Annotated in this window: 21 protein-coding genes; 14 read left to right on the forward strand and 7 right to left on the reverse strand. The window is 51.7% G+C overall.

Annotated elements, in window-relative coordinates; all coding sequences use genetic code 11:
* Positions 1-135 precede the first annotated feature (135 nt).
* Entirely contained in the window at positions 136-1,818 is a 1,683-nt protein-coding gene (locus TERTU_RS00650; protein ID WP_015819231.1) for a methyl-accepting chemotaxis protein, read from the forward strand.
* A gap of 120 nt (positions 1,819-1,938) precedes the next feature.
* On the opposite strand, the gene TERTU_RS00655 is transcribed toward TERTU_RS00650, so the two are convergent.
* A complete protein-coding gene (locus TERTU_RS00655; RefSeq protein ID WP_015819065.1) occupies positions 1,939-4,110 on the reverse strand; it encodes a glycosyl hydrolase in 2,172 nt (723 codons plus the stop codon).
* 585 nt (positions 4,111-4,695) lie between these two features.
* On the opposite strand from TERTU_RS00655, the gene TERTU_RS00660 reads away from it, so the two are divergent.
* Both TERTU_RS00660 and TERTU_RS00665 read left to right on the forward strand, forming a co-directional pair.
* Positions 4,696-5,799 carry a DUF2817 domain-containing protein gene (locus TERTU_RS00660; RefSeq protein ID WP_015819547.1) on the forward strand — a complete coding sequence of 368 codons (1,104 nt, stop codon included), beginning with the start codon at positions 4,696-4,698 and terminating at the stop codon, positions 5,797-5,799.
* Positions 5,783-6,556 carry an alpha/beta fold hydrolase gene (locus TERTU_RS00665; RefSeq protein WP_015819841.1) on the forward strand — a complete coding sequence of 258 codons (774 nt, stop codon included), beginning with the start codon at positions 5,783-5,785 and terminating at the stop codon, positions 6,554-6,556. Before TERTU_RS00660 ends, TERTU_RS00665 begins: the two co-directional genes overlap by 17 nt.
* 395 nt (positions 6,557-6,951) lie before the next feature.
* On the opposite strand, the gene TERTU_RS21125 is transcribed toward TERTU_RS00665, so the two are convergent.
* Complete coding sequence (locus tag TERTU_RS21125; RefSeq protein ID WP_143876266.1) at positions 6,952-7,170, reverse strand: hypothetical protein; 219 nt, start codon at positions 7,168-7,170, stop codon at positions 6,952-6,954.
* A gap of 1,042 nt (positions 7,171-8,212) precedes the next feature.
* Here TERTU_RS21125 and TERTU_RS00675 point away from each other — a divergent pair.
* The 3 genes from TERTU_RS00675 (at position 8,213) to TERTU_RS00685 (ending at position 10,996) form a co-directional block, all read left to right on the forward strand.
* Entirely contained in the window at positions 8,213-8,698 is a 486-nt protein-coding gene (locus TERTU_RS00675) for a jacalin-like lectin (protein WP_015818853.1), read from the forward strand.
* A gap of 218 nt (positions 8,699-8,916) precedes the next feature.
* Positions 8,917-9,528 (forward strand): carbonic anhydrase, encoded by a 612-nt coding sequence (locus TERTU_RS00680; RefSeq protein ID WP_015820089.1) that lies wholly within the window; start codon positions 8,917-8,919, stop codon positions 9,526-9,528.
* 349 nt (positions 9,529-9,877) lie between these two features.
* On the forward strand, positions 9,878-10,996 hold the full coding sequence (locus tag TERTU_RS00685) for a helix-turn-helix transcriptional regulator (protein ID WP_015818539.1): 1,119 nt from the start codon (positions 9,878-9,880) through the stop codon (positions 10,994-10,996).
* On the opposite strand, the gene TERTU_RS00690 is transcribed toward TERTU_RS00685, so the two are convergent.
* Positions 10,985-11,290, reverse strand: coding sequence for a hypothetical protein (locus TERTU_RS00690; protein ID WP_015817388.1), 306 nt, complete (start codon positions 11,288-11,290; stop codon positions 10,985-10,987). The genes TERTU_RS00685 and TERTU_RS00690 overlap by 12 nt on opposite strands.
* Positions 11,291-11,423: 133 nt before the next feature.
* Between TERTU_RS00690 and TERTU_RS00695 the strand changes: the two genes are divergently transcribed.
* The 3 genes from TERTU_RS00695 (at position 11,424) to TERTU_RS00705 (ending at position 13,510) form a co-directional block, all read left to right on the forward strand.
* Positions 11,424-12,026: a glutathione S-transferase family protein gene (locus tag TERTU_RS00695; RefSeq protein ID WP_015817825.1), complete on the forward strand. Its 603-nt coding sequence runs from the start codon at positions 11,424-11,426 to the stop codon at positions 12,024-12,026.
* A 50-nt stretch (positions 12,027-12,076) separates the two neighbouring features.
* Entirely contained in the window at positions 12,077-12,652 is a 576-nt protein-coding gene (locus TERTU_RS00700; RefSeq protein WP_041590001.1) for a LysE family translocator, read from the forward strand.
* Between the two features lie 237 nt (positions 12,653-12,889).
* Positions 12,890-13,510, forward strand: a complete 621-nt coding sequence (locus TERTU_RS00705; RefSeq protein WP_015816997.1) for a hypothetical protein — start codon at positions 12,890-12,892, stop codon at positions 13,508-13,510.
* A 103-nt stretch (positions 13,511-13,613) separates the two neighbouring features.
* Here TERTU_RS00705 and TERTU_RS00710 read toward each other — a convergent pair whose 3' ends face one another.
* Positions 13,614-14,501, reverse strand: coding sequence for a LysR family transcriptional regulator (locus TERTU_RS00710; protein WP_015819073.1), 888 nt, complete (start codon positions 14,499-14,501; stop codon positions 13,614-13,616).
* A gap of 102 nt (positions 14,502-14,603) precedes the next feature.
* Between TERTU_RS00710 and TERTU_RS00715 the strand changes: the two genes are divergently transcribed.
* Together TERTU_RS00715 and TERTU_RS00720 are read left to right on the forward strand one after the other, a co-directional pair.
* The gene (locus TERTU_RS00715) at positions 14,604-15,194 is read left to right on the forward strand and encodes an FMN-dependent NADH-azoreductase (protein ID WP_015820177.1); all 591 of its coding nucleotides are present in this window, start codon (positions 14,604-14,606) and stop codon (positions 15,192-15,194) included.
* Positions 15,195-15,208: 14 nt separating this feature from the next.
* The gene (locus TERTU_RS00720) at positions 15,209-16,057 is read left to right on the forward strand and encodes a pirin family protein (RefSeq protein WP_015819995.1); all 849 of its coding nucleotides are present in this window, start codon (positions 15,209-15,211) and stop codon (positions 16,055-16,057) included.
* A 132-nt stretch (positions 16,058-16,189) separates the two neighbouring features.
* On the opposite strand, the gene TERTU_RS00725 is transcribed toward TERTU_RS00720, so the two are convergent.
* Entirely contained in the window at positions 16,190-17,320 is a 1,131-nt protein-coding gene (locus TERTU_RS00725) for a serine hydrolase (protein ID WP_015817407.1), read from the reverse strand.
* A 7-nt stretch (positions 17,321-17,327) separates the two neighbouring features.
* Positions 17,328-17,996: a nitroreductase gene (locus TERTU_RS00730; RefSeq protein ID WP_015817869.1), complete on the reverse strand. Its 669-nt coding sequence runs from the start codon at positions 17,994-17,996 to the stop codon at positions 17,328-17,330.
* A 257-nt stretch (positions 17,997-18,253) separates the two neighbouring features.
* Between TERTU_RS00730 and TERTU_RS00735 the strand changes: the two genes are divergently transcribed.
* Positions 18,254-19,063: a hypothetical protein gene (locus TERTU_RS00735; protein WP_015819624.1), complete on the forward strand. Its 810-nt coding sequence runs from the start codon at positions 18,254-18,256 to the stop codon at positions 19,061-19,063.
* A gap of 28 nt (positions 19,064-19,091) precedes the next feature.
* Here the strand turns inward: TERTU_RS00735 and TERTU_RS00740 are convergent, their stop codons facing one another.
* Positions 19,092-20,024, reverse strand: coding sequence for a hydrogen peroxide-inducible genes activator (locus TERTU_RS00740; protein WP_015819304.1), 933 nt, complete (start codon positions 20,022-20,024; stop codon positions 19,092-19,094).
* A gap of 244 nt (positions 20,025-20,268) precedes the next feature.
* Between TERTU_RS00740 and TERTU_RS00745 the strand changes: the two genes are divergently transcribed.
* Positions 20,269-20,973: a 2-phosphosulfolactate phosphatase gene (locus tag TERTU_RS00745; RefSeq protein ID WP_015820535.1), complete on the forward strand. Its 705-nt coding sequence runs from the start codon at positions 20,269-20,271 to the stop codon at positions 20,971-20,973.
* The gene (gene nhaA, locus TERTU_RS00750) at positions 20,970-22,217 is read left to right on the forward strand and encodes a Na+/H+ antiporter NhaA (protein WP_015820206.1); all 1,248 of its coding nucleotides are present in this window, start codon (positions 20,970-20,972) and stop codon (positions 22,215-22,217) included. Before TERTU_RS00745 ends, nhaA begins: the two co-directional genes overlap by 4 nt.
* Positions 22,218-22,237: the final 20 nt, after the last annotated feature.

Consider the following 22,237-nt stretch of genomic DNA (forward strand, 5'->3'; position numbering starts at 1 on the left):
CTTTTTTGTGGTTGCGAATCCGCTGCGCTTGCATGCGCCGGTACGGCCATCGCAATATGTCTGGTAAAAGCCTGCCGAGAGACGAGTGTTCCATCTACACTTAGGAAAGTGTCGTGATTTATCAGGTTTGGAAGCATGCTCGAATTGTCCGTGAAAACGCGCGTGATGGCCGTCGCCATTCTGCCATTGGTGGTGTTGTCTGCAATTATTCTGGTGGTGATTGTAGGCGAAGTGAATTCCGCAGCAGAAGGCCAGCTGGCCTCGTCGGAAGAGATTTTTGTGGAAGCCAAGCGCGAGGAGATCAAAGATCTGGTTGAGCTTGCCTGGACAACGGTGCGCCCGCTCTACCAGTCCGGCGCCGATAGAGAAGAAGCTGTGCAACTGCTGCGCCGAATGTCCTATGGCAAGGACGGCTATATCTTTGGTTACGACGGCGATGCGGTACGAATATTCAGCGGTAGCAGTGATGCCAGTATCGGTAAAAGCTATTACGATTTTAAAGACGTTAACGGCGTTTACCTTATCCGCGAGTTGATTGATGCGGGCCGTAAAAACGGTTTTGCGGAAGGCAATCACTTTGTAACCTACCACTTTCCCCGCCTTGGCGAAGACGTCGCATCGCCGAAATTGTCTTACGCTATTTATCTGCCGCGCTGGAATATGATGATTGGCACCGGTATTTATATCGATACCATTGATGCACAGCTCAAAAACCTGGCGTCGCATTTACAGTCTGCCCGTAACGGGCTGGTGACCACGTTGGGCATCGTGGCTTTGGTATTAGCCATTGTCCTCACGATTGTCGCGCTGTTTCTGGCACAGTCGATTGTTGGCCCGCTGAGCAGTATCGGCGATTCACTCTACGAAATTGCCACAGGGAAAGGGGATTTAACCCGGCGCCTGGAAGTGCACGGCAAAGATGAGGTCGGCCTGGTGTCCTCACGGCTGAACACACTACTCGACAGTCTGCACCGGATGGTCAGTGATATTAAAGGGATTGCCAACGAGGTAAGCGCCGAAACGGAATCCCTGACACGTACGGTGGAGGAAACACAGCAGGTGAGCCACCAACAACACGAGGAGGTGGATCAGGTTGCTTCGGCGATGACAGAAATGTCCCACACCTCACGCGAAACTGCGCAAAACGCCAATGAGGCCGCGGCTTCGGCGAAAGCCGCCAACAAGGCGAGTATCAGTATTGCCAATTCGGTGAACGAGAGCTGCGATTCCATGCGGATGCTGGGTGAAGATATCGCGCGCACCAGCGAAGTGATTACCCAGGTGGGCACCGATGTGGAAAATATCAGCGCGGTGCTCCAGGTGATCGAAAGTATTGCAGAGCAAACCAACCTGCTTGCGCTGAACGCGGCGATTGAAGCTGCGCGCGCCGGAGAGCAGGGACGTGGCTTTGCGGTAGTGGCTGATGAGGTTCGCAACCTGGCCAGTAAAACTCAGGGCAGTACGGAAGAAATTCAGCAGATGATTGCCAAATTGCAGAGCGGCTCGCGCAGTGCTGTATCGGTGATGGCGGAAAGCCGCAAGCGCAGCGATTTGACTGAAGCAAGCATTTCCCAAACTGCGAGTCTGTTGTCGGAAATTTCCGATGCGGTTTCGGTTATCAACAATATGAACTCGCAAATTGCCACAGCCGCAGAAGAGCAGAGTCTGGTGGGGTCGGATATCAGCGAACGCATCGTCTCCATTTCCAATCAGACCAATATCTCCAGTGAAATCGCCGCTAAAAACGGTACGGCCGCCGCAAAATTGCGGCAAAAGACCCGCGAGCTAAACGGCATTGTGGACAGGTTTGTGTTGTGAATAGTGTGAACACGGCGTTTACTGCGGTGAAGATGTTTTAAGGCACCGGTAGCATGCGCAAAAAAAATGCCCGCGTGAGCGGGCATTTATCGTTGAGTTAACTACTGCTAGTGCACGTGCTTAGAACGCGGGCAGTTCATCCAGAGTGATGACATACTCGTGATTGTACACGTGGGTTTTGTGCGCGTTGGTGTTGTAGTACTCGCCAGTCCAGAAATTACCGGAGCTGCTTACACCTTCGGCTGTATCTGAATCGTTCCATACCATAAACCAGAGCCACCAGGCACCGTCTGCAGCCATCAGGTCTGGGTCTGGAATATTGCTGTTTTCACTCAACGCAACCATTTTCACCTGTTGCGGATAGTTGGCGGTCAGTGCATATGGCCCAATCTGCGATTCGTAGTTCTGCTGTCCGTCGTAGATGTCCACGCTCACGATATCCACGTAGTTGTCCCCTGGATACCAGGCACCGCTCTGACCATTCCACACCCAGATCAGGTTATCCAGGCCGTACTCGTTGGTGAGTGTTTCGTACAAGTGACGCCAGAGGACAACCTGCGCGTAGGCCGCTGGGACTCCATCCGTGCGGTCTGAACGACCCCACCAGAACCAACCGCCGGACGCTTCGTGCAATGGGCGCCACAGTACGGGGACGTTTTCGTCTTCCAGCTTTTGCAGCTCGGCAGCAATCATTGCAATGTCTGCCTGGATATTGGCATAGGACGGACTAGACGTGTCCAGCTCGCCGTTGGCGATGGGGATAGTGAAGCTAGTGTCTTCGGTGTAGAACTCACCAATCGTACCGTCTGCCGCGTCTGGGTCACGCCAGTGCCAAGTGAAGGACACGATACCGCCGCGGTTCCAGTGTTCGATAGCCTCTTCGGTTTGCGTAATGCCCGAGATACCGTTCCAGTACAAGCCGTAGTTGAGGAAGTCATAACCCATCATTGCGGGCGCGCGACCTGTATCGTTGATGCAGCGTTGGTACTGGTCAATGGCGTCTTGCCAGGTGAGGTCCATCTGGCCCGAGAGCATATGATTCCCCCAGATCGATTGCAGGTAGCTGTAGAGCGACTGGGTTTTAGCACTGGCATCCGGATTTACCGGTGTATCGCGCATAGCGCCTTGCACGCCCGACCCCATACCGGGGCACATGCTGGCGGACAGGCAGATTTCGCCGTTTTCGGCACCCCAACTACCGTTGTCTGCGCTACACAGGGTCAATTCGCTGTCACCAATCAGGCAGTAGTCAAAGTCACCTGGACCTGGGTCGGCGGCAGAACCAAAAACGATACAGGAGTAGCTGTTTTCCCATCCCCAGCCGTCGCCGTCCGGATCGGAATCGGCGGAGCGACAGTATGGCCAGCCGTTACTCGCAGCGTTAGGGATTCCGCCACTGGAACTGCTGGACGAAGAGGACGAGCTGCTCGAGGACGAAGACGAGCTGCTTGAGGAACTGCTTGAGGATGACGAACTACTTGAGGATGAAGAGCTGCTCGATGAGGAACTGCTGCTCGAAGACGCCCCGGAAGATGATGAACTGGACGAACTGGAGCTGGATGAGCTCGAGCTGCTGGTAGAGCCGCAGTTGTTCACCACACCGCCGCCGCCCCACTGGCTGTTACAGGTGTTGGCGCCAATACAGCTCTGGCTGTTTTCCCAGCCCCAGCCGCTGTCCTGGTTAGCGCACAGAGGGCGAATTTCACCGTACCAGTTGCACACCTGGCACGCGCCGCCCGACGAACTGGAGCTGCTTGATGAGCTAGAGCTAGAGCTAGAGCTAGAGCTAGAGCTAGAGCTCGACGAGCTGGAATTTGAGCTGGAGGAACTTGAGCTCGATGAGCTTGAGCTGGAGCTTGAACTCGACGAATTGGAGCTGGAGCTAGAAGTTGTGCCGCCACCCTGTACTGTCAGGCTGGCTAGTGACGGCAGATAGTTTCCACCGCTGCCGTTGGCACAATAGCCAAACTCACTACTACCGTTCACATTAATGGTGCCGTTGTAGCTGAGGTTGCTCACCAGATTACCCGTGAGCGAACCGTTCCAAAGGTTGGAAATGGTTGCACCGTTCAGCGCCAGCTCGACCTGCCAGCCTGTTACCGGTGCTGAACCTTGGTTGCTAATGGCGACAGTTGCGCAATAGCCTGCGCCCCAGTCGTTATTAACGTTAATGGTCGCGGCTGCGGTGCCGCCAGCCGAGGTCACCGTGTTCGCTAAGCTAGCGCTTGCAAACACGGCGAGAGCGGAGCATGCCGCACCTCGCCAAAGTTTGTTAAACCAGTTGTTATTCATAGTTTACTCCGTGCTAAATCATTATTTTTTTACATATAAAATGCGGCGATTGAGCGATGCCGCGGAAGGGATAGCGTGCCTGTAAAATCCATAGCCGCCGGTGTAAGAATTATTAACGTGCTAAATGGATGGCGGTGAGATTCTCACACAAAAAGCGAAAAAAATATTTCGTTCATCACAAATGTTTGGCAAATCACCGGGTTTAAAAACACGCCGGCTGGTTGCTTGCGGATATCACTCAGTGAGCGCGCAGAAAACTCATACGTTTATATGGGTTATCTAAGACGATTTAATAAGCCTTTTTGTAAGAAGCCTTGCTGTACTCGCTTCGATATTGCTCGAGCAAAATACGCGGGCGCGTGCTTTTACTGATAAAAGCATGCCAGCAGGTTAATAAAAGACGGCGTGAATTTTGCGATTCTCAACGAAATCAATGCCAGTGAGGCGCGTGGAGGTTGTTGTAAGCAACACTGCGCGCACGTGGCTTGTCACTATACTTCAATGAGTAAGATGCATTATTGGCGCTGGTGTATGTCGGTGGGTTAGTTTGTTTGGCCAGGTGCCACCAGAACTGTTGGATAACTTATGAAATCGGTACCACCTGTACAGAACCCAGCGTCACCGCGCGATATAAAGTTGGCCCTTCCCAAGCGTCCACCGCAAGAACGTAAACGGCTTAAAAAAGCACTGCCGGAATTGTTGTGGCTGGAACGCTTGATTAACACCTATTCATCTACCCTGGATGCGAGCTGCGAGGGCTTGCTTCCCTGGCAGGGGCTGCAACTCCCTTTTTACTGTCTTACGCTGGGTGGTTCGGCGGCCGATAAAAAAACGCCAGTACTACTGATTACCGGGGGTGTCCACGGCATTGAACGCATTGGCAGCCAGGTAATTCTGGCGTGGCTGTCGAGCCTGCTCAGCCGGCTCGAATGGGATAGCGCCCTGCAGCAAAAGCTGTCTCGCCTGCGGCTGGTCGTAGTGCCGATTGTTAATCCTGTGGGGATGTTCGCCAACCGTCGCGCGAACGGCAATGGCGTTGATTTGAATCGCAACGGCCTGGTTACCGCAGAAGATAAGGTGCCTTTTCTTGTGGGTGGGCATCGAATAGGTTCGTGGTTGCCCTGGTATCGCGGTAGTGCTGGTCAGCCTCAGGAACTGGAATACCGGTTACTACAACAGGTGGTTGAACGCGAGGTGTATCCCCGCGCGATGGCAATGGCGCTCGATTTACATTCCGGCTTTGGCACCCACGATCGTTTGTGGTTCCCTTATGCCTATCGCAAAAAGCTCATCGGCAGTATCGAAAATTATCTCGCGTTGAAACTGTTATGGGAGCGCTGTTTTCCGCACCACAATTATATTTTCGAACCGCAATCCATCCACTATTTATCGCACGGAGATATTTGGGATGATTTCTATTTACAGGCAAAAAAAAGGGAAAATCATACATTTATTCCCCTCACATTGGAGATGGGCTCATGGGCCTGGGTAAAGAAGCGCCCCGCGCAAATTTTTAATTTTGCTGGAATGTTTAATCCTCAGAAAGCGCACCGTCATTCGCGGGTATTGCGCCGACATCTCTCTTTGCTGGATTTTTTGCTATCTGCGGCAATTGATTATCGCGAATGGTTGCCGGTAGATGAACAGGTCAAACTATTAAAGCAGGCTGCACATGTCCTGTGGAATTAACGTTATCTTGTTGCGCGGACTGGGTCGCGAATCGGAACACTGGTTCGGGTTCGCCGAGCTGTTAAAACGCCGCTGTGCGGAGATAGCGCCCTACATCTATTTTACCTTCGCCACACCGGATACTGCTGGCTGCGGAACCGAATACCAGCGCAAAGCCAGTCACCGCCTTACGGAACTGACCGATGATCTGGTGCGTCGCCTACCCACAAAAACCAAAGACGCCTGCACCGTGGTGGTGGGTTTGTCGATGGGAGGGCTGATCGCGCTGGACCTGGCAAATCGTTATGAATCGCTGGTGGACGGCGTAGTGGTTATTAACAGCAGCACCGGTAATCAACCGTGGTATAGACGTATGTGTCCGCAGGCATTATTGACCGCGCTAACTGCACTTGCGCTGCCACTTCGGCAGCGGGAAAACTGCATTTTTAATCTGGTCAGCAACACGCAGCCCGAGCAAGCACGGCAAGGTTGGTGGCAGATTCAACGCGCGCGCCCGGTATCGCGTTTAAATTTGGTGCGTCTGCTGTTGGCTGCGGCGGGCTTCACATTGAACGAAACTCTTGCCCAGAAGGGGTTGGTGATCGCCAGCCAACGGGATCGATTGGTAGACGCCAGGTGTTCTGGTGAGTTGGCGCACTACTTAAATTGGCCACTTGAAGTGCATCCGTCCGCTGGCCACGATGTGCCAATTGATAATCCTGAGTGGCTTGCGGATGTCGTTGCGCAATGGTTGGTAAGGGAGTACGTAATTTTGTAGGCGCAATTTCAGTATAGATTCCTAAATACGTTAATCGTATTGCGCGCTATGCAATAGGTTCGCTCATGCCGGCTTACCAACAGCAGAGAATGGTTTTTTTAATCGGTTCTTTTGCGTTTATTGGTTTAACGCAACCTACCCTTTCGCTGGAGCGCACAGAGCTACGGAGTCTGCTTCTAAAACGACGGTGTCGGCTTAAAAACAAAATGAGCCTCAAAAGAGGCCCGAGGAGGAGAGAGTGGAATACCTGAATGGTATGCTCAATAATAAATTTATTCTGTGCATTGTGTACAAATAAAAATGCTTTTACCGATATTTTGGCATCAAACTTCGTATATTGGATGATTAAATTACCGTAATAGTTACGTTATGCGCCTCACTGTTCATGTATTGAATCAGATGTACAGCGAGTTTTCGCGAATATTTCTGTATTTTAATTCTGTATTTGACGAAGCGTATTTAGTTAAGGTCACCGCACGAAAGCCGGCGAATTGCGCAGTACAAATCGGCGATGCCTGTCGCATACGCTGCCAGTCAGAGTCAGCGGCGATGCCGTTATTGGCATCGCCGCCTCTGGGCTGGCTTTTGCTGCGGGCTGAAGGCTGGGTTGCCACTTATTGGTTGCTTTTGCCGCTGGGGTATCGTTCAGCAATATATCGTCTTTGCTATCAGCCTGATGCTGTCATATTGAGAAAAAAGCAACCTGTCGTATTGTTTTCTGGCACCCAATAGTTGGTCGCGTATTTCGTTATTATTATGTCTGGTGATCGATTAGCAGAAGCGACGAACTTATTGTTGTTGTGCTGAACAACGGGAGGGAGTATAGGCTTCGAAATATGGCATCTGAGTGACAAATGTCAAAACTCTGTTCAATGAATGTCGCTTGAAACAGTATTTTTAACGAGTCTACATTTCTAGCGTCTTTTAGGCACTTGGCACGCCGCTAACTGCATTATTTTAAATTGAAAGTTTTCTTAGATTCTGTGATTAAATTATGAATAGAAATATAAAAACGTTTTGTAGTTTCGAATAGATATATATATAGCGTTTGTGGACTCATTTCGAAAATAGAACGACTTGTCTGTATCTACCGTTTTCATTGAAATGCGTTTTTTATTAACCCGCCTATTTCATATGAGATCCGGGATGTTGGTAATCACGCCTGGTTCGACGTTTGGTCAATCCTCTGGTTTCTCTTGCAGCGGAAAAAAATATTCAATATCGCGAAGGATTGTAAGCGAGTTGAATTGGGGTTGGTTGATCCAAGTGAGTCTGTAATTGGAGCAACGCTCCGGATGTGGTGTGTGCATTAACGCATCCGCAAGTGCATAGCCCCGGGTTGAGACTGATAAAGATTAAAAATCCTATCTTTTTTATGTAAGCGGATTTTTTCTGCCACTGCCCTGCTCGGTTGGAAAGCAGGAGCTTTTTTCAATACTAGAAATCGTTATTTTTACTATTTGTTAACAAGTTATCAGGGTGGGGCGGTGATTGTTTTTCCGCTTAACATACCTTAAGGCGGCCTGCATAATTTTTGCGGGGTTGTGCAAGCGGAAAGCAGAATAGTCGGACGGCTTCGTATTTCCAATTGTGTTTGCGCAACGTCCTGGCGCTGATTGATCAGCAATAATCAATTGTTTACATAAGGATTGTTTCATGAAAAAAATAATTGCCGGCGTTTTGATGTTGTCTTCCATGGTGGCGGGCGCACAAAAATTTGAAGCGGGTGTGTCTGGTGGATGGGGGGGAACGCCGTTCGCTGACAACCCACCTACGGATTTTTCACAAATTCACGATATCACCTTGTGCGGTGGTTCGGTTGTAGATTCCATTTCTACCAATATTGAAGACGTGTACGGCAACGTCCAAAGCTATGGTAAAAAAGGTGGTAACGGCGGTACCTGCAGTACCTTGTATTTTTACTCGGGTGAATATATCACTTCTGTAACCGGTCGCTACGGTAGCCGGGTCGACAGCATGGTGATTACCACGAATTATGGCCGCACCTTGAGCAAGGGTGGAAACGGCGGTGGTGGCGACTTTAAATACACTGCCAATGATCAGTTTCAAATAGCCGGTTTTGCTGGTCGCAGCGGCAGCAAACTGGATGCGGTTGGCGTGATTTACCTGCGCAGTTATTAGTGTTAGTCGGCCCTGGTCGGGCCGTAAAAGGGGCGGCACAAGTCTGTGCCGCTAACCTGGTGCGGTGTTTTTTGAGTTCCGGCGTATTTAGATCCAGCCACATTAGGGGCTTGGCAAATGCTTTCCTCTGGGAGGCGCTGTCTTTATACTTCGGCGCCGATATAAAACGACCATAAAAGCCTTGAAAACTTAGGGGCTTTTTGCAGAGGAGTAAAGCGATGATCAGTGCAGACGAAGCCATAACCCGGCTGAAAGAAGGTAACCAACGATTTGTAGCCGGTGTACGTAGTGTGGATGCGATAGTGAAGCAAATGAATCTTGCAGATCATGCCCAAGGGCAAGCACCTTTTGCGATTGTTTTGGGCTGTTCCGATTCTCGCGTGCCTGCTGAAATTATTTTCGACCAGAGCCTGGGGGATTTATTTGTTATTCGCGTTGCCGGCAATATAGTTGCCCCCTCACAAGTGGGTAGCGTCGAGTTTGCAGCGGAAACCTTCGGTACCCCGTTGGTTATTGTGCTCGGTCACACCCGCTGTGGTGCAATCAACGCCACGCTGGATCTGCTGGAAAAGCCTGCAGCTGAGCAGTCGTCCAATGTGATGTCTATCGTGAACAGAATCCGGCCTGCCGTAGAGCCGTTATTTCACACGGAGCTGCGCAACGACCGAGAAAAATTAGTGCCAGCCTGTATTCACGCCAATATTATGGCGTCTACCAATCAGCTGAGTCATGGCTCTGAAATTCTCGAGCAGCTCGTCGAGCAGGGCAAACTTAAAATAGTGGGTGCAGAATATTCATTGGAAACCGGCGAAGTGACCTTTTTCGATTGAGTCCTCAGCTAGCTGTAAAGCTCTGAGGCCATAGTGCTTCAGGGCGCTCTACGCGAATAACCCTCATCTCTCCAGCTCTTCTCGCTCTTCCAGCATGTTTGCTCAGCCTGCTTTCTGACTCTGTCCAGTTTGATTTCACGTTCAATACGTTGACACAAAAGCCGTTTATGCTGAGGATAGAGAGAAATATACGCGCCAATAGGCAATTATAGAACTCGCCAATAAGAGCGGTAGATAAAAACTATGCGTGAGCGAAGGGATGAGGGGGTGTTCATGAAGCAACGGCGGGAGAGGCTGACCGGGTTACTGGCAGGGAGGGGTGTTCTGGGGTTTGCTGGGGGTGTAGCCCATGCCAGATGAGCGCTGTAGCGAGCTGATCTACCGTATATACAATACGGTAAACGCACCGGACACCTGGCAGGAGGTACTGGCGGATGTGGCTACCGACCTGGGCGCGAGCCATTTTTTTATTGCGGCGCGCGCGAGTGTTGATGCCCAGCCGTTTGCATTTATCGAGCATGGCTTTAGTCACGGCCATTTTGATCAATATCACCAGCATTACTACAAGGTCGATGTGTGGACCAAAGCGCTGGCCCAGCACGAACCCAATCAGTTCCGGAGCAGTCACGAGGTCTATGATGACCGCGCCTTTTTAAATTCCGAGATCTACCACGACTTCGCGCGCCCTGCGGATATCCGCCACGGCTTGGGGTGTCTCCTGGTGTCGGGCGACAGTTTTGATCCGCCGATGATGACTGAACTGGCATTGATGCGCGGCGGCGATCAGAAGCATTTCGACGAATCTGAGAAGCGGCGCGCACAGCACTACGTGTCTCACTTTGAGCAGGCGCTGCAGCTCGGGCGGCAAATGCAGCAGTTAACCGCGCAGCAGCGGGCTTTTGCAGGCCTGTTTGCCGCGCAGACGCAGCCAGCGCTCATATGCGACTACCATTTACGCGTCTACGAGCACAATCATGCGTTAGATGGTTTGGCTCAAAATGGTGAATTACTCGGGATCGGCTGCGAAAGAAAGTTGACGTTTGTTGATGAGCGCAACCAGTCGCAATTAGAGGCCTGTATTGCCGGGTTCCGGATGGCGACGTTTAATAGTGCCGAAAGCTTTTCCGTGGTTGCCGGCGGTGTGGGTTACCGGGTTAAGGTCAGCCCTTGGTTGTACACAGGTGTGCACCTACCGGGACAGCAACAGGGTGCGTTGCTGGTGCAAATCCAACCCTTGCGCACCGCCACTCAGTTATCTCCGGGCTTGATCATGTGTTGGACTGCACTGAGTGCGGCCGAAGCGGAAGTGGTGGCACATTTGTGTGAGGGTACCGGCCTGGCCCAAATTGCGGAGCTGCGTAAAGTCAGCCTGGGCACCGTCAGGCAGCAATTGAAATCGGCCATGCACAAGGTCGGCTGCCACTCGCAGGCACAACTTATTGCGCGAATTCTGACTCTAAGCGTGTAGTGCTGGTGACTGGAGCCAGTGCCAGAGCATCAAAAGATACAGTATGGCGGCGGCGATGCTCGCGGGGTAAAATTTTTGCGAGAGCAATGAGTGATTTTTTTTGAGTTGCGCAGCGTAAAGCAATAACCCGCCGAGTAACATCTGAAACACCATAAAAAACACGAGAGGAAGCAGCGCCGGTGAGCTTGTGATGCCAGTAATACGTAACAGCGACCAACCGACTGCGCCGACGATCATTAGAACACCCAGCGTGTGGGCTATGCGATAACCTTGCTCACTTCCAAAATTACTCATAAACTCGCCTGCTTTGCCAACTGTTTATCTTCCGCGCTGCGCTCGACAACCTGAAGCTCTTCCCGGCTTCCCGGTAAAGTGCGCCCTGGCACTTTGCTGACCAATGTGAGTGACCATAAAAGGAGTACCCTAAATGATCAAGGTTTACGGTGATATTTATTCTGGTAACTGTTACAAAATTAAGTTGCTGCTATCGTTTCTGAATATTCCGTACACCTGGAAGCATATGGACATTCTCGCGGGAGAAACCCGCACGCCGGAATTCTTACAAAAGAACAGTAACGGTAAAATACCACTGGTTGAATTGGACAGTGGCGAGTACCTCGCTGAGTCTAATGCGATCCTGAACTATTTTGCTGAGGGCTCGCCCTATCTGCCAAATGATCGTTTGCTGCGAGCGCAGGTTTTGCAATGGCAATTTTATGAGCAGTACAGTCACGAACCCTGTATTGCCGTTGCGCGCTATATTCAGCGCTATCTGGGTATGCCGGAACATCGTCGCGCCGATTACGATAGTGCTCAAGCCGGCGGCATAACGGCTCTGCAACTGATGAATACGCACTTGGCGACGCACCAGTTTTTTGTCGGCGAACGGCTAACCATAGCGGACATCAGTTTGTATGCCTACACCCACGTGGCGGAAGAGGGCGGATTCGATTTGGCGCCTTACAATTTTATCAGCGACTGGTTTGCGCGGATTGAAGCACACCCCAACTACATTGCAATGGAAGGCTGATCTTAATAAAAGGCGGTATTACGTTGTACGTCTCCCACGAATTGATTTCCATGCTAACGTTCTGCCTGGCAGCCTCCATTACACCAGGCCCGAATACCTTAATGTTAATGACCTCAAGTCTCAATCACGGTGTGGCCCGCAGTTGGCCGCACTTTTGGGGGGTTATTCTCGGTTTTAATTTTATGCTTGCCACCATCGCTCTAGGCCTGGGCGCGGTGTTTACGGCTTATCCCATGGCCCATCAAATCATTAAAATTTTGGGGGGTGCGTATTTGTTATATCTCGCCTGGAAAATTGCTACGTCAAGCGGATTAAACGAAGAAAAAAGCCGAAGCGAGCCGCTCACTTTTTGGCAAGCGGTGTTATTTCAATGGTTGAATCCCAAAGCCTGGATTATTTCCATAGGCGCTGTAGCGTCGTTTACCCAGGTAGGTGATTTTATTGCACAGTTTCTGCGCTTGCTGGTGGTGTTTTTTACGATTGGTACGGCGAGCATGTTGGTCTGGCTGTTTTTCGGCGCCTTGCTAAATCGATTAATTCATAATGATAGAGTTTTAAAGCGATTTAATATTGCGATGGGGCTATTGCTTGCGGTATCGATAGTGCCGATGCTGGGTGTCGTTTAGATTTGCTCGCGCATTTATAATCAAAATTAATCCTGTTGCTCCAGCATGTGCGATTTTTCATTGGCATCTACAGCGGATCTCTTTGTATTTGTACTTCACAATTTTAATTTTGTTTGATCGATTAAATTGTTACATTAATTAGTGCGTGAATATGTGAATAATGCATTCCGCCAGGTTTGAGATCCGTGTATTTTGTCGCGGCTAACTAATTAGGAAGGAAATATCAAGGAGAGTCGCGTGTTAAAAAAAATGATGCCGGTCGTGGCAGGTTTAATGGCGTTTTTGTCTGGGTCCGCTTTCGCGGACATGGGGTTGGCGGCAGGGATTTCGTCGGACGACAGTGCCGAGATACGACTGCCGATCAGGTCGCAAAATACAATTTATGAACCTTACGTAAGTTTTGCGTCCATATCCTACAATTCTGATGAATTATTCGAGTCGAGAAAATCAGACGATCAATCGTTTTCTGTTGGCCTCAGTGTGTTGCGAGTGCGCGCACTGCAGGATTCTTTGTTCTGGCAGTATGGCATCCGAGCGGGTTACTTGCAGCGTGATGGTGAGTTGAGCGCCGTATATGGGACGAATATCGAGCAAAACTACCAGACCTTGTATTCAGAGGAGAAACTCTCGGGTTACCTGGTTTCGCCGCGAATTGGTGTGTTTTACTCTATCAATGACAAGGTCAACCTGGGTATAGATGTTGGGTACACGTATCAAAATTTGAGCGGTGATGTTACGGAGGTTCACGTTAGTTATTATGATGATGAACCCCCAGAGACATATCGCGACGCGAAAGAAGATGTCGATGTGTCTCAGTGGAATTCGTTCTCGTTAATTTTTATGCGCGTCTATTTTTAACTATTAACTTGGCAATGAAAATTGCGAAGTTATTAGGCGGGGCAGGGAAGCACCGCCATTCGCCGATGGGCCGGGTTAATAATTTGGCGCAAAGCCTGGAGCCTCAAGCTTTGTGTTCTGCGTTAAACGCAGCCAGCAGTCGCTCTGCTACAGCTTTTACCGCAGGGCCAGCGTAGCTCTGCGCGGCAACGATTAAATAAAGTGGGATCCGTCGGGTCCCGCCTCCTTCCAGCGGCAATGCACATAATTCCCCGTTTTCGAGATACGGCTGGGCGCGGTGGTGGGGAACAAACGCGAACCCCAAGCCGGATTTTAAGGCTTCGATGCTGGTGGAAAACCAGGAGACTGTCCAGCGCTGTTCCGCTTCCAGCCAGCCTGCATCCTGGCTGCGTTTTGTGCCGGAATCACGCACCACTATCTGCCGATGCTGTTTAAGGTCCTGCTCTGTGACTATGTCCAATTTTGCTAACGGATGCTGCGCCCCAGCGACCGGCAGCATGGTGACATCGGTCAGCGGCTTGGCGAGAAATCCAGGCGGTACTCGCCCGGACAGTGCGATATCCGCTTGTTTGGTGAGCAGTGCTTCGTCGGTGCCAGATAAGGTGGTTTCGATGATGCGGATGCGGGTATTGGGGCAGAAACTCGAGAACGCCTGCAGGCCGCAAAAGACCCTGTTTATAGGTACCAACGCATCCGCCGCAATCGACACTTCCGCTTCCCATCCCTTCGCTAAATGACCCGCTGTTTCTTCCAGCTGCTCCGCTTGCGCCAAGAGATCACTGGCGTGACGGTATAGGAGTTTGCCTGCTTCCGTCAGCTCGGCTTTGCGGCCTTTTTGTACCAGTGGCGGTACCGGCAACTGCTCTTGCAGGCGCGCGATAATGTAGCTCACGCTCGACTGGCTCTTGTTAAGCACTTCGGCCGCCTTTGCAAACGAGCCTTCGTCGATAACCGTTTTAAAGGTTTGCCATTGCTCCAAAGTGGTTTTCATATTCAATAATTCGATCAGTTTGTGCTAAATATACGTGTATTCTATCAAAATATTAGGTATAAAATGTGTGCAGTTAAACAAATATGAGAACAGGAGAAGCACATGAGCACACAGGTTCTACACATAGATTCCAGCATCTTGGGTGATAACAGCGTTTCTGGCGCACTTGGCAAGACATTGACCGACGCCTTGACCGAAAAGCTGGTTGACGTTTCTGTCATTCATCGCGATCTCGGCCAGGACCCAGTCCCCTACCTTGATGGCGCAACGTTCGCCGCCATGGGTGAAGGCAAAGCGGAGCTAAGCAATCAGCTTATTGAAGAGCTGTTGGCTGCAGACATTATTGTGATCGGCGCCCCCATGTATAACTTCGGTATCCCCGCGCAGTTAAAAAGCTGGCTGGACCATCTGGCGCGGGCCGGAACCACCTTCAAGTACACCTCCGAGGGCCCGGTTGGTCTGGTCTCTGGAAAAAAAGTTTTCGTGCTGGCTTCTCGTGGCGGCGCTTACCGCGATACTCCGCTGGATACCCACACACCCTACCTGAAATCGTTTTTGGGCTTTTTAGGGATATCCGACGTGGAGTTTATTTACGCGGAAGGTCTCGCTATGGGTGAAGAGGCTCGGGCAAATACGTTAACTGAGGCTGAAGCGGCAATCGCTGCTGCTGTTGAGTCTCTGACAATCGCTTAAGAAAGAGGTGAACGATGCGCAAGGTAGTTGAACAAATTCGAGCACAGCAAGCTTCCGACGGCGACGGTGTTAAATTGCTGCGGGTGTTTGGTGGCGCCCGCCCGGAACGGTTCGACCCGTTTCTGATGTTGGACGAGTTTGGTTCAGATGTAGCCAGCGACTACATCGGCGGGTTTCCGCCACACCCGCATCGCGGCTTTGAAACGGTAACCTATATGCTGCAAGGCAAAATGGAGCACCGTGACCACATGGGCAATGTCGGCCTGCTGAACGATTCAGATGTTCAGTGGATGACCGCCGGGCGAGGTATTATCCACTCCGAAATGCCCCGCCAAACTGAAGGTCGGATGCGCGGTTTTCAGCTGTGGGTAAATTTACCCGCGGCCAATAAGATGAAGCCCGCTCACTATCAGGATATTCCTGGTGACGACATACCGGTTTACACATTCAGTAATTTTTCTGTTAAGGCGATTGCCGGGCAGATCACGCTCGGCGATACCCTGGTAAAAGGTTACTTCGATGTGCCCGACACACAGGCCATGATGCTGGATATTCACCTGGCGCCAGGGTCTATTGTGGAGCTGCCGCTAGAAAGCTCGATGACGTCCTTAGTCTACACCTACGACGGAGCGGTCACGCTCGGTGAGGATAGGGTGCCAGCGCGTCAGCAAACGCTGAGCCGCATGGCCGGTGAAGGCGCGCTGCAAGTGACTAACAACGGCACGGAAGAAGCGCGATTACTTGTGTTGGCGGGCGAGCCTTTGCGTGAACCCATCGTCCAACACGGGCCTTTCGTGATGAATTCGGTCGCTGAAATTGAACAGGCTATTCAAGATTATCAGGCGGGAGTACTCGCCGGCTGATTGATGTTCGCAGAAAGTGAGCATTCACAAACATTGGCGTTTGATTTGGTTTAGGTCACGCGGGCTGGCAGCCCAAGCGGCGCGCGTGACTTTTTCTACCTACTTTTCTACACACAGGTGCTGCAGGGCTGGTTAATTTGGGCAGGCAGCCCAGGCTTCCACATCGTCGCGTATTGCGTCGTATATTGCATAACCTTCACTGAAGGTTCCTAACTCGCCCTGGCGGGCGACCAGTCCAAAATAGCCTTCCGCAATATTCAGGAACGGATAAGCACCGTAGGCCCCGGGGCTTGAAACCTGCTCTGTGGGCAGGCACGCGTCGCTAAAGCTGGACTGGTGACACTCCACCCACATGCCAAAGCCATAGTGCCAGTCTTCGCCGATACCATCGAGCGCAGGGGAATTTGCCACTACCGCGCCGTTAAGCTGGTCGCTGGTCATCTGGTCAACGATGGCTGGCGAGGTGTAAAAATCCAGATCGCGGAAGGCGCGGATAAAATTGATGTACTCTTCACCGGTCCAGGTCATACCGCCGGCCAAGCGGGGGTTCTCCACTGATGGAAGGTTGTAGGCCGAAGTTGGGAACAGGCCGGTCAGGCTTTTAAAGTTAGCGAATACGTCGCTCCAGCCGTAGTCAGCATCTTCGCCGCCCAGCGCTTTAATTGCCATTGCGCCTGCAACTTGCAGGTGCGAACTGCCGTAATAAAACTCTGCTCCCGGAGTGCTGTTAAACAGCCGGTTGTTGCGTGCAATGTTGTTGATACAGGCAAAGAAATCTGAGTTGGGCGCATTGGTGCAGATGGGCGTGCGGTTGAGCCCCGAGGTGAAACTGAGCAACTGTGCCAGAGTCAGCCCGCTGAGCGGGTCGCGCGCGGGCATTGGCCACTCGTCCTGACTGAGAAACGTATTGGGCATATCGGTTAGACTCAGCAGGCCGCTATCCACCAGTTGCATAATCACGGCAGCCGTCACCCACTTGGAGGTGGACGCAGACTCATAAGGGGTTTGTAACGTGGAATTACCCCGATTGAACTCGTAGGAATCGCCGTTGATATCTTCCACGTAAAAACTGAAATCGTTCACATCGGTGACGATCGATTGCAAGGTGGAATCAATGGCGCTCTCTAGGGATAAACGTGAGCATTCCGCTGATGTCGAAGACTCGGCTAGCGACGTCAACGCAGGAGCTTGTGTCATTTGGCCCTGACCGCCGCAGGCGGTGAGCAACACAATCGGAGCTAAAAGCAGAGTTAAGTTTTTCATAGCATTATTAAAAGCCAAAAAATTGAGTAAAAACCTCGACCGGTTCACGCGGGGTGCGGTAGCTGTTTACGTCTGCGTCGGTGTCTTCGTAACCCAGCGCCATACCGCAAAGTAAGGTGGCTTCTGCTGGCATTTCGAGCGCCGATTTCACGATGTCCGGGTACTGTCCTAGCGCCGCCTGAGCGCAGGTGGCAAGACCTTCTTCAACGGCAGCCAGCATGATCGATTGTAAAAACATACCGTAATCCATAAACGAGCCTGTTTTCATGACAGGATCAATAAAAAAATACAGGGCGACCGGAGCGCCGAATGCAGAGTAATTTAAACGCCATTGGGCGCGTTGTCGGGCTTTGTCTTCGCGGGTGATCTGGAGGGTGGTGTACATTTGCAGGCCGCATGCGCGACGGCGGGATTTGTACGGCTCGACCCATTCCAGCGGGTAGTAGATATAGTCCATATTCTCTTCGATAGCCTCGTCAAATGCCGCTTCCAACTGCGTATCAAGCTTTGCTTTTGCCTCGCCGCTGACGGCAACCACCTGCCACGGCTGGGTGTTGGTGCCGGACGGTGCGTGGCGGGCAGCGCAGAGGATACGCTCCACCTGCTCGCGTGATACTGATTCGTTGGTAAAAGCACGCACGGATTTCCGTTTGGTTAGCGCGTCGCGAACGTCCATAGCGTCTTTTCCTCGGGCTTGGAGTTTGATACTAACAAACATTGTGCACTGCTCTGATGTAACTTTACAAACCGCAACAAACATGACACGCCGCTCATCTTACAATGCGTTTTAAGCAACCAAAGCCGTAACAACCGACTAATTACAGGTCGACTTATACGACGCGAGCGTGTGCGCACCCTCGGCACCCGTGTTCCGAGTTCAAACGCGCTTGGGGCGGTTGCAAACCCACATCATCTCAACCAATGGAAAAAATCATGGAAAAAAGACTACTGGCCGGCGTGGTTCTGGCGGTAATTGGCCTGGCAGGATGCAATGAGCGGGACGCAGACTCGTTTATCGAGAACCGGCACGATAACGATCAGTTTGTGATGCACGTGGATCTCGTTTATCGGTCGGAAGAAAACAAGACGCGCTATATCGCTGCAGATGAAATCTCTACGATAGGATCTGAGGAACTCTGGGTGCGCGTGGAATTGAAAGAATCGGACTTCGGCATATTTGTGGTTGCCGATGATGATGAACAGCTACAGGTTGATTACTGCGGGTCGCAATATTTCATCGGCGATAACCTGGTCTACGATGATGGCGACCCCAAATACTACGAACTGGTTGTGCCGCCCGCCTACGATAATTGTGAAATGAAAGTTTCGTTCTTTCACGCGAAAGAGCGCACGCTCGCATTTAATGTACCGACCTTTTTGAAGTTGTACGTCTCAGATAACGACGTTTGGAGTTACGACCACACAGCGGAGCCGTTTTTTGTCAACTGGCGCACCTTGGATCGTGACGCCGAATTCGAATTCCGCTGGACCATGGAAGCGTCCGCCTGCCCGCTGGATGCGCCGTGCGAACGTGAGTTCACTCGGAATATGGACAAGGATGCGTTGGGATATACCGTGCCGGCCAACCTGTTCGACGTCGCCGATGGCGACATGGAAAAGCTTGTTATATCGCTGGCTCAACCACGCTACGATTTGGAGCGCGACCGCTATGGTCTGCATAAAGAATCCGATGTGGAGCTCGACCAGAAGGCCTCGCTCGGGTATCGCATTGTTAACCCCTAGTCGGGTTAGCTAGCGAAAAACGCTGAACTTAGTGTTTGTTGAGAAAACTTTCCCCGACCTTGCAATGCTTGATGGACTCCCGGATCACATCAATCGCCTGCAATCGGGGGAAGCTGGCGCGCCAGGCAAGGGCGACTGTGCGATAGGGTACCGGGTCGGCGAATGGCTTAATGAGTAAATCGTCGGCGGAGTAGTGGCCGATCATTGCGGCCGACTGCGGCAAAATAGTGACGCCCAGTCCCGAGGCCACCATATATTTTAGTGTTTCCAGCGAGCTGCCTTCTGCAGCTGTGCGAATGTTGCCGCGCGGATCGTCCAGCGACGGTTTCAAATTTGGACAGGCTTCCAGCACTTGGTCGCGGAAGCAATGCCCTTCGCCCAACAACAAGACGTTACACTGGGTCAGCTCATCCGGATGAATTTCTTTCGCGCCCGCCAATGGGTGATTTTTGCCCATTAGTACCACGAACGGCTCTTCGTAGAGCGGTTGGGTCACGACGTCTGCCTCGGTAAAGGGCAGCGCAATTACGATGGCGTCCAGATCTCCGTGGCGAATCCGTCGACGCAGGGTCGCCGTGTAGCTTTCCTCCACGTAAAGCGGCATCTGCGGCGCCTGCCGCTGCAGTTCTGGGATCAATCGGGGAAAGAGATAGGGCCCAATGGTGAAAATTGCGCCAATATGAAACGGGCTGGTGAGCTGGTTTTTTCCTGAGCTCGCAATATCTTTAATCGCAGCCGCTTCTTCCAACACTTTTTGCGCTTGCTGAATAATGGTGTCACCCAGTGGCGTAGGTGATACGCGGGTTTTTGAGCGCTCAAAAATAGATACATTCAACTCTTCTTCAAGTTTCTTTACCGCAATACTCAAAGTTGGCTGAGAAACATGACAGCGATCCGCTGCGCGCCCAAAGTGCTGTTCTTGTGCCAGGGTAACGATGTAACGCAGTTCTGTTAAAGTCATGATCAAATCTATTAATTGTTGTAATTTAATAACCCTACACTAAGGGGTGTAATTGGACAATCCTTCTTTTGTACGGAATTCAAGATTGTGTACGCGGCGCCACATCAATCGATCTTATTCGAATATTCTCACAAAACTGGGCGATTTGGCGCAGGGATTTTTCATCGGATCTGATTGCGGCCGGTGACGGGAAAGTGTCGCGCTTTGAGTTATTCTTTTTATCCATCAGGACTGAGTTTTTATCATGCAGATAGAGTTTGTCGATTTTGTGGCAGGTGCGAAAAAAGCGGCGGGGATTGCGGTCGTCATTGATGTATTTCGCGCATTCACCACCGCCTGCTACTGTGTTCAGCAGGGGGCTGCGCGCATTCTTGCCGTAGGTGACAGCGATCAGGCGCTGGCCTACCGCAATACATTGCCGGACACAGTGTTGCTTGGGGAACGCTTTGGAAAGTGTTTGCCAGGGTTTGATTTTGGCAATTCGCCCTCAGAAATAAGCGAGGTGAATTTGCAGGGTAAAACCGTGGTTCATACCACCCATGCGGGTACTCAGGGGCTGGTGAATGCCATCCGCGCGGATCGAGTGTTCACAGGCGCCTTGGTTAATGCCGCTGCGACAGTGCGCGCAATTAAGGCACTAGAGCCCAGGCAGGTTACACTGGTGCGTATGGGACTAAATGCGAACGAGGCCAGTGACGAAGACTGGCTGTGTGCTGATTATCTGGCCGCGCTCTTGCGCGGAGAGACAATCGCACACCAGGATATTTATCAACAGTTGCGCGGGTCCCCGTACGCCGCCCGCTTTTTTGACGACGCTCAGCCATGGAGTCCAGCTGCCGACTTTGAGTGTTGTCTGGATATCGACCGATTTGATTTCGCGCTGCAGGCGAACCCCATGCCGGATGGTGCCTGCGAATTAACACTGTGTAGTCCACAAGGAGACTTATGACACTGTCTGAACGTATCACCGGCTGGTTTCACCACGAGGCTGCAGGTGGCATTTTGCTGATTATTGCTGCCATATTGGCAATGATTATGGCCAACACGCCGCTTAGCCACATCTATGATCTGCTGCTAAGTACCCCAATCACAGTCGCTATAGGGACATTCGAAATTCAAAAAGCGTTGCTGTTGTGGGTGAACGATGGGTTGATGACCGTATTCTTTCTCCTGGTGGGGCTCGAACTGAAACGCGAGTTTTTGGAAGGTGAGCTTGCCAACCCGCGCAATATTGCCTTGCCAGCGGTGGCCGCGCTCGGGGGCATGGCGATCCCCTCTGCTTTATATGCGGCGATTAACTGGCACGATCCATTAGCCATCAACGGGTGGGCAATTCCTGCCGCAACGGATATTGCGTTCGCTCTGGGTATTCTAAGCCTGTTAGGGTCGAGGGTGCCGGTTTCGCTGAAGATCTTCCTGACATCTGTCGCAATCTTCGATGATGTGGGCGCGATAATTGTAATTGCACTGTTTTATACCAACGACATTTCCTTTACTGCACTTGGGTTTGCTGCCGTGTGCCTGGTGATATTGGGCTTGATGAATTGGCGCGGCGTCACCAGCATCCGGGTTTATGGCCTGGTCGGGTTGATTATGTGGGTCGCACTGCTGAAATCGAGCGTACACGCAACCCTGGCGGGGGTACTGCTGGCGTTCTTTATTCCTCTCAAAGCACCGGTACGAGAAAAGGCAAAAGAATTCGGCAAGGTCTATATCAAGTCGCCTCTGCGCTACCTGGAGCACGAATTGCACTCGCCAGTGGCGTTCTTCGTACTGCCTGTGTTTGCGTTTGCCAACGCCGGGGTCAGTTTACTGGGCTCCGGCTCTGAGGCGTTTCTGCACTCAGTGCCAATGGGTATCGCGGTCGGGCTGTTCTTCGGCAAGCAGCTGGGGGTGTTCTTCTTTTCCTGGGTAGCGGTCAAGGTGGGCGCGGCGAAATTGCCTCAGGGGATGGGCTACAGCCAGCTCTATGGGGTGTCTTTGCTATGTGGTATCGGCTTTACCATGAGCCTGTTTATCGGGTCTCTGGCGTTCCCCATGCCGGATTCGATGCTGGTATTCGATGAGCGCACCGGTATTCTAGTGGGGTCGTTTGTATCGGCAATTGCAGGGTATTGGGTGTTGCGTAAAAGTTTGCCTCAGCAGGCGGTAGCAACTGTGCCGACCCCGGAGGTAAGCAATGCGCAGCACTGACTAACTGCGCCTTGAAGAGA

This window comes from Teredinibacter turnerae T7901 (assembly GCF_000023025.1).
Classification (GTDB): Bacteria; Pseudomonadota; Gammaproteobacteria; order Pseudomonadales; family Cellvibrionaceae; genus Teredinibacter; species Teredinibacter turnerae_B.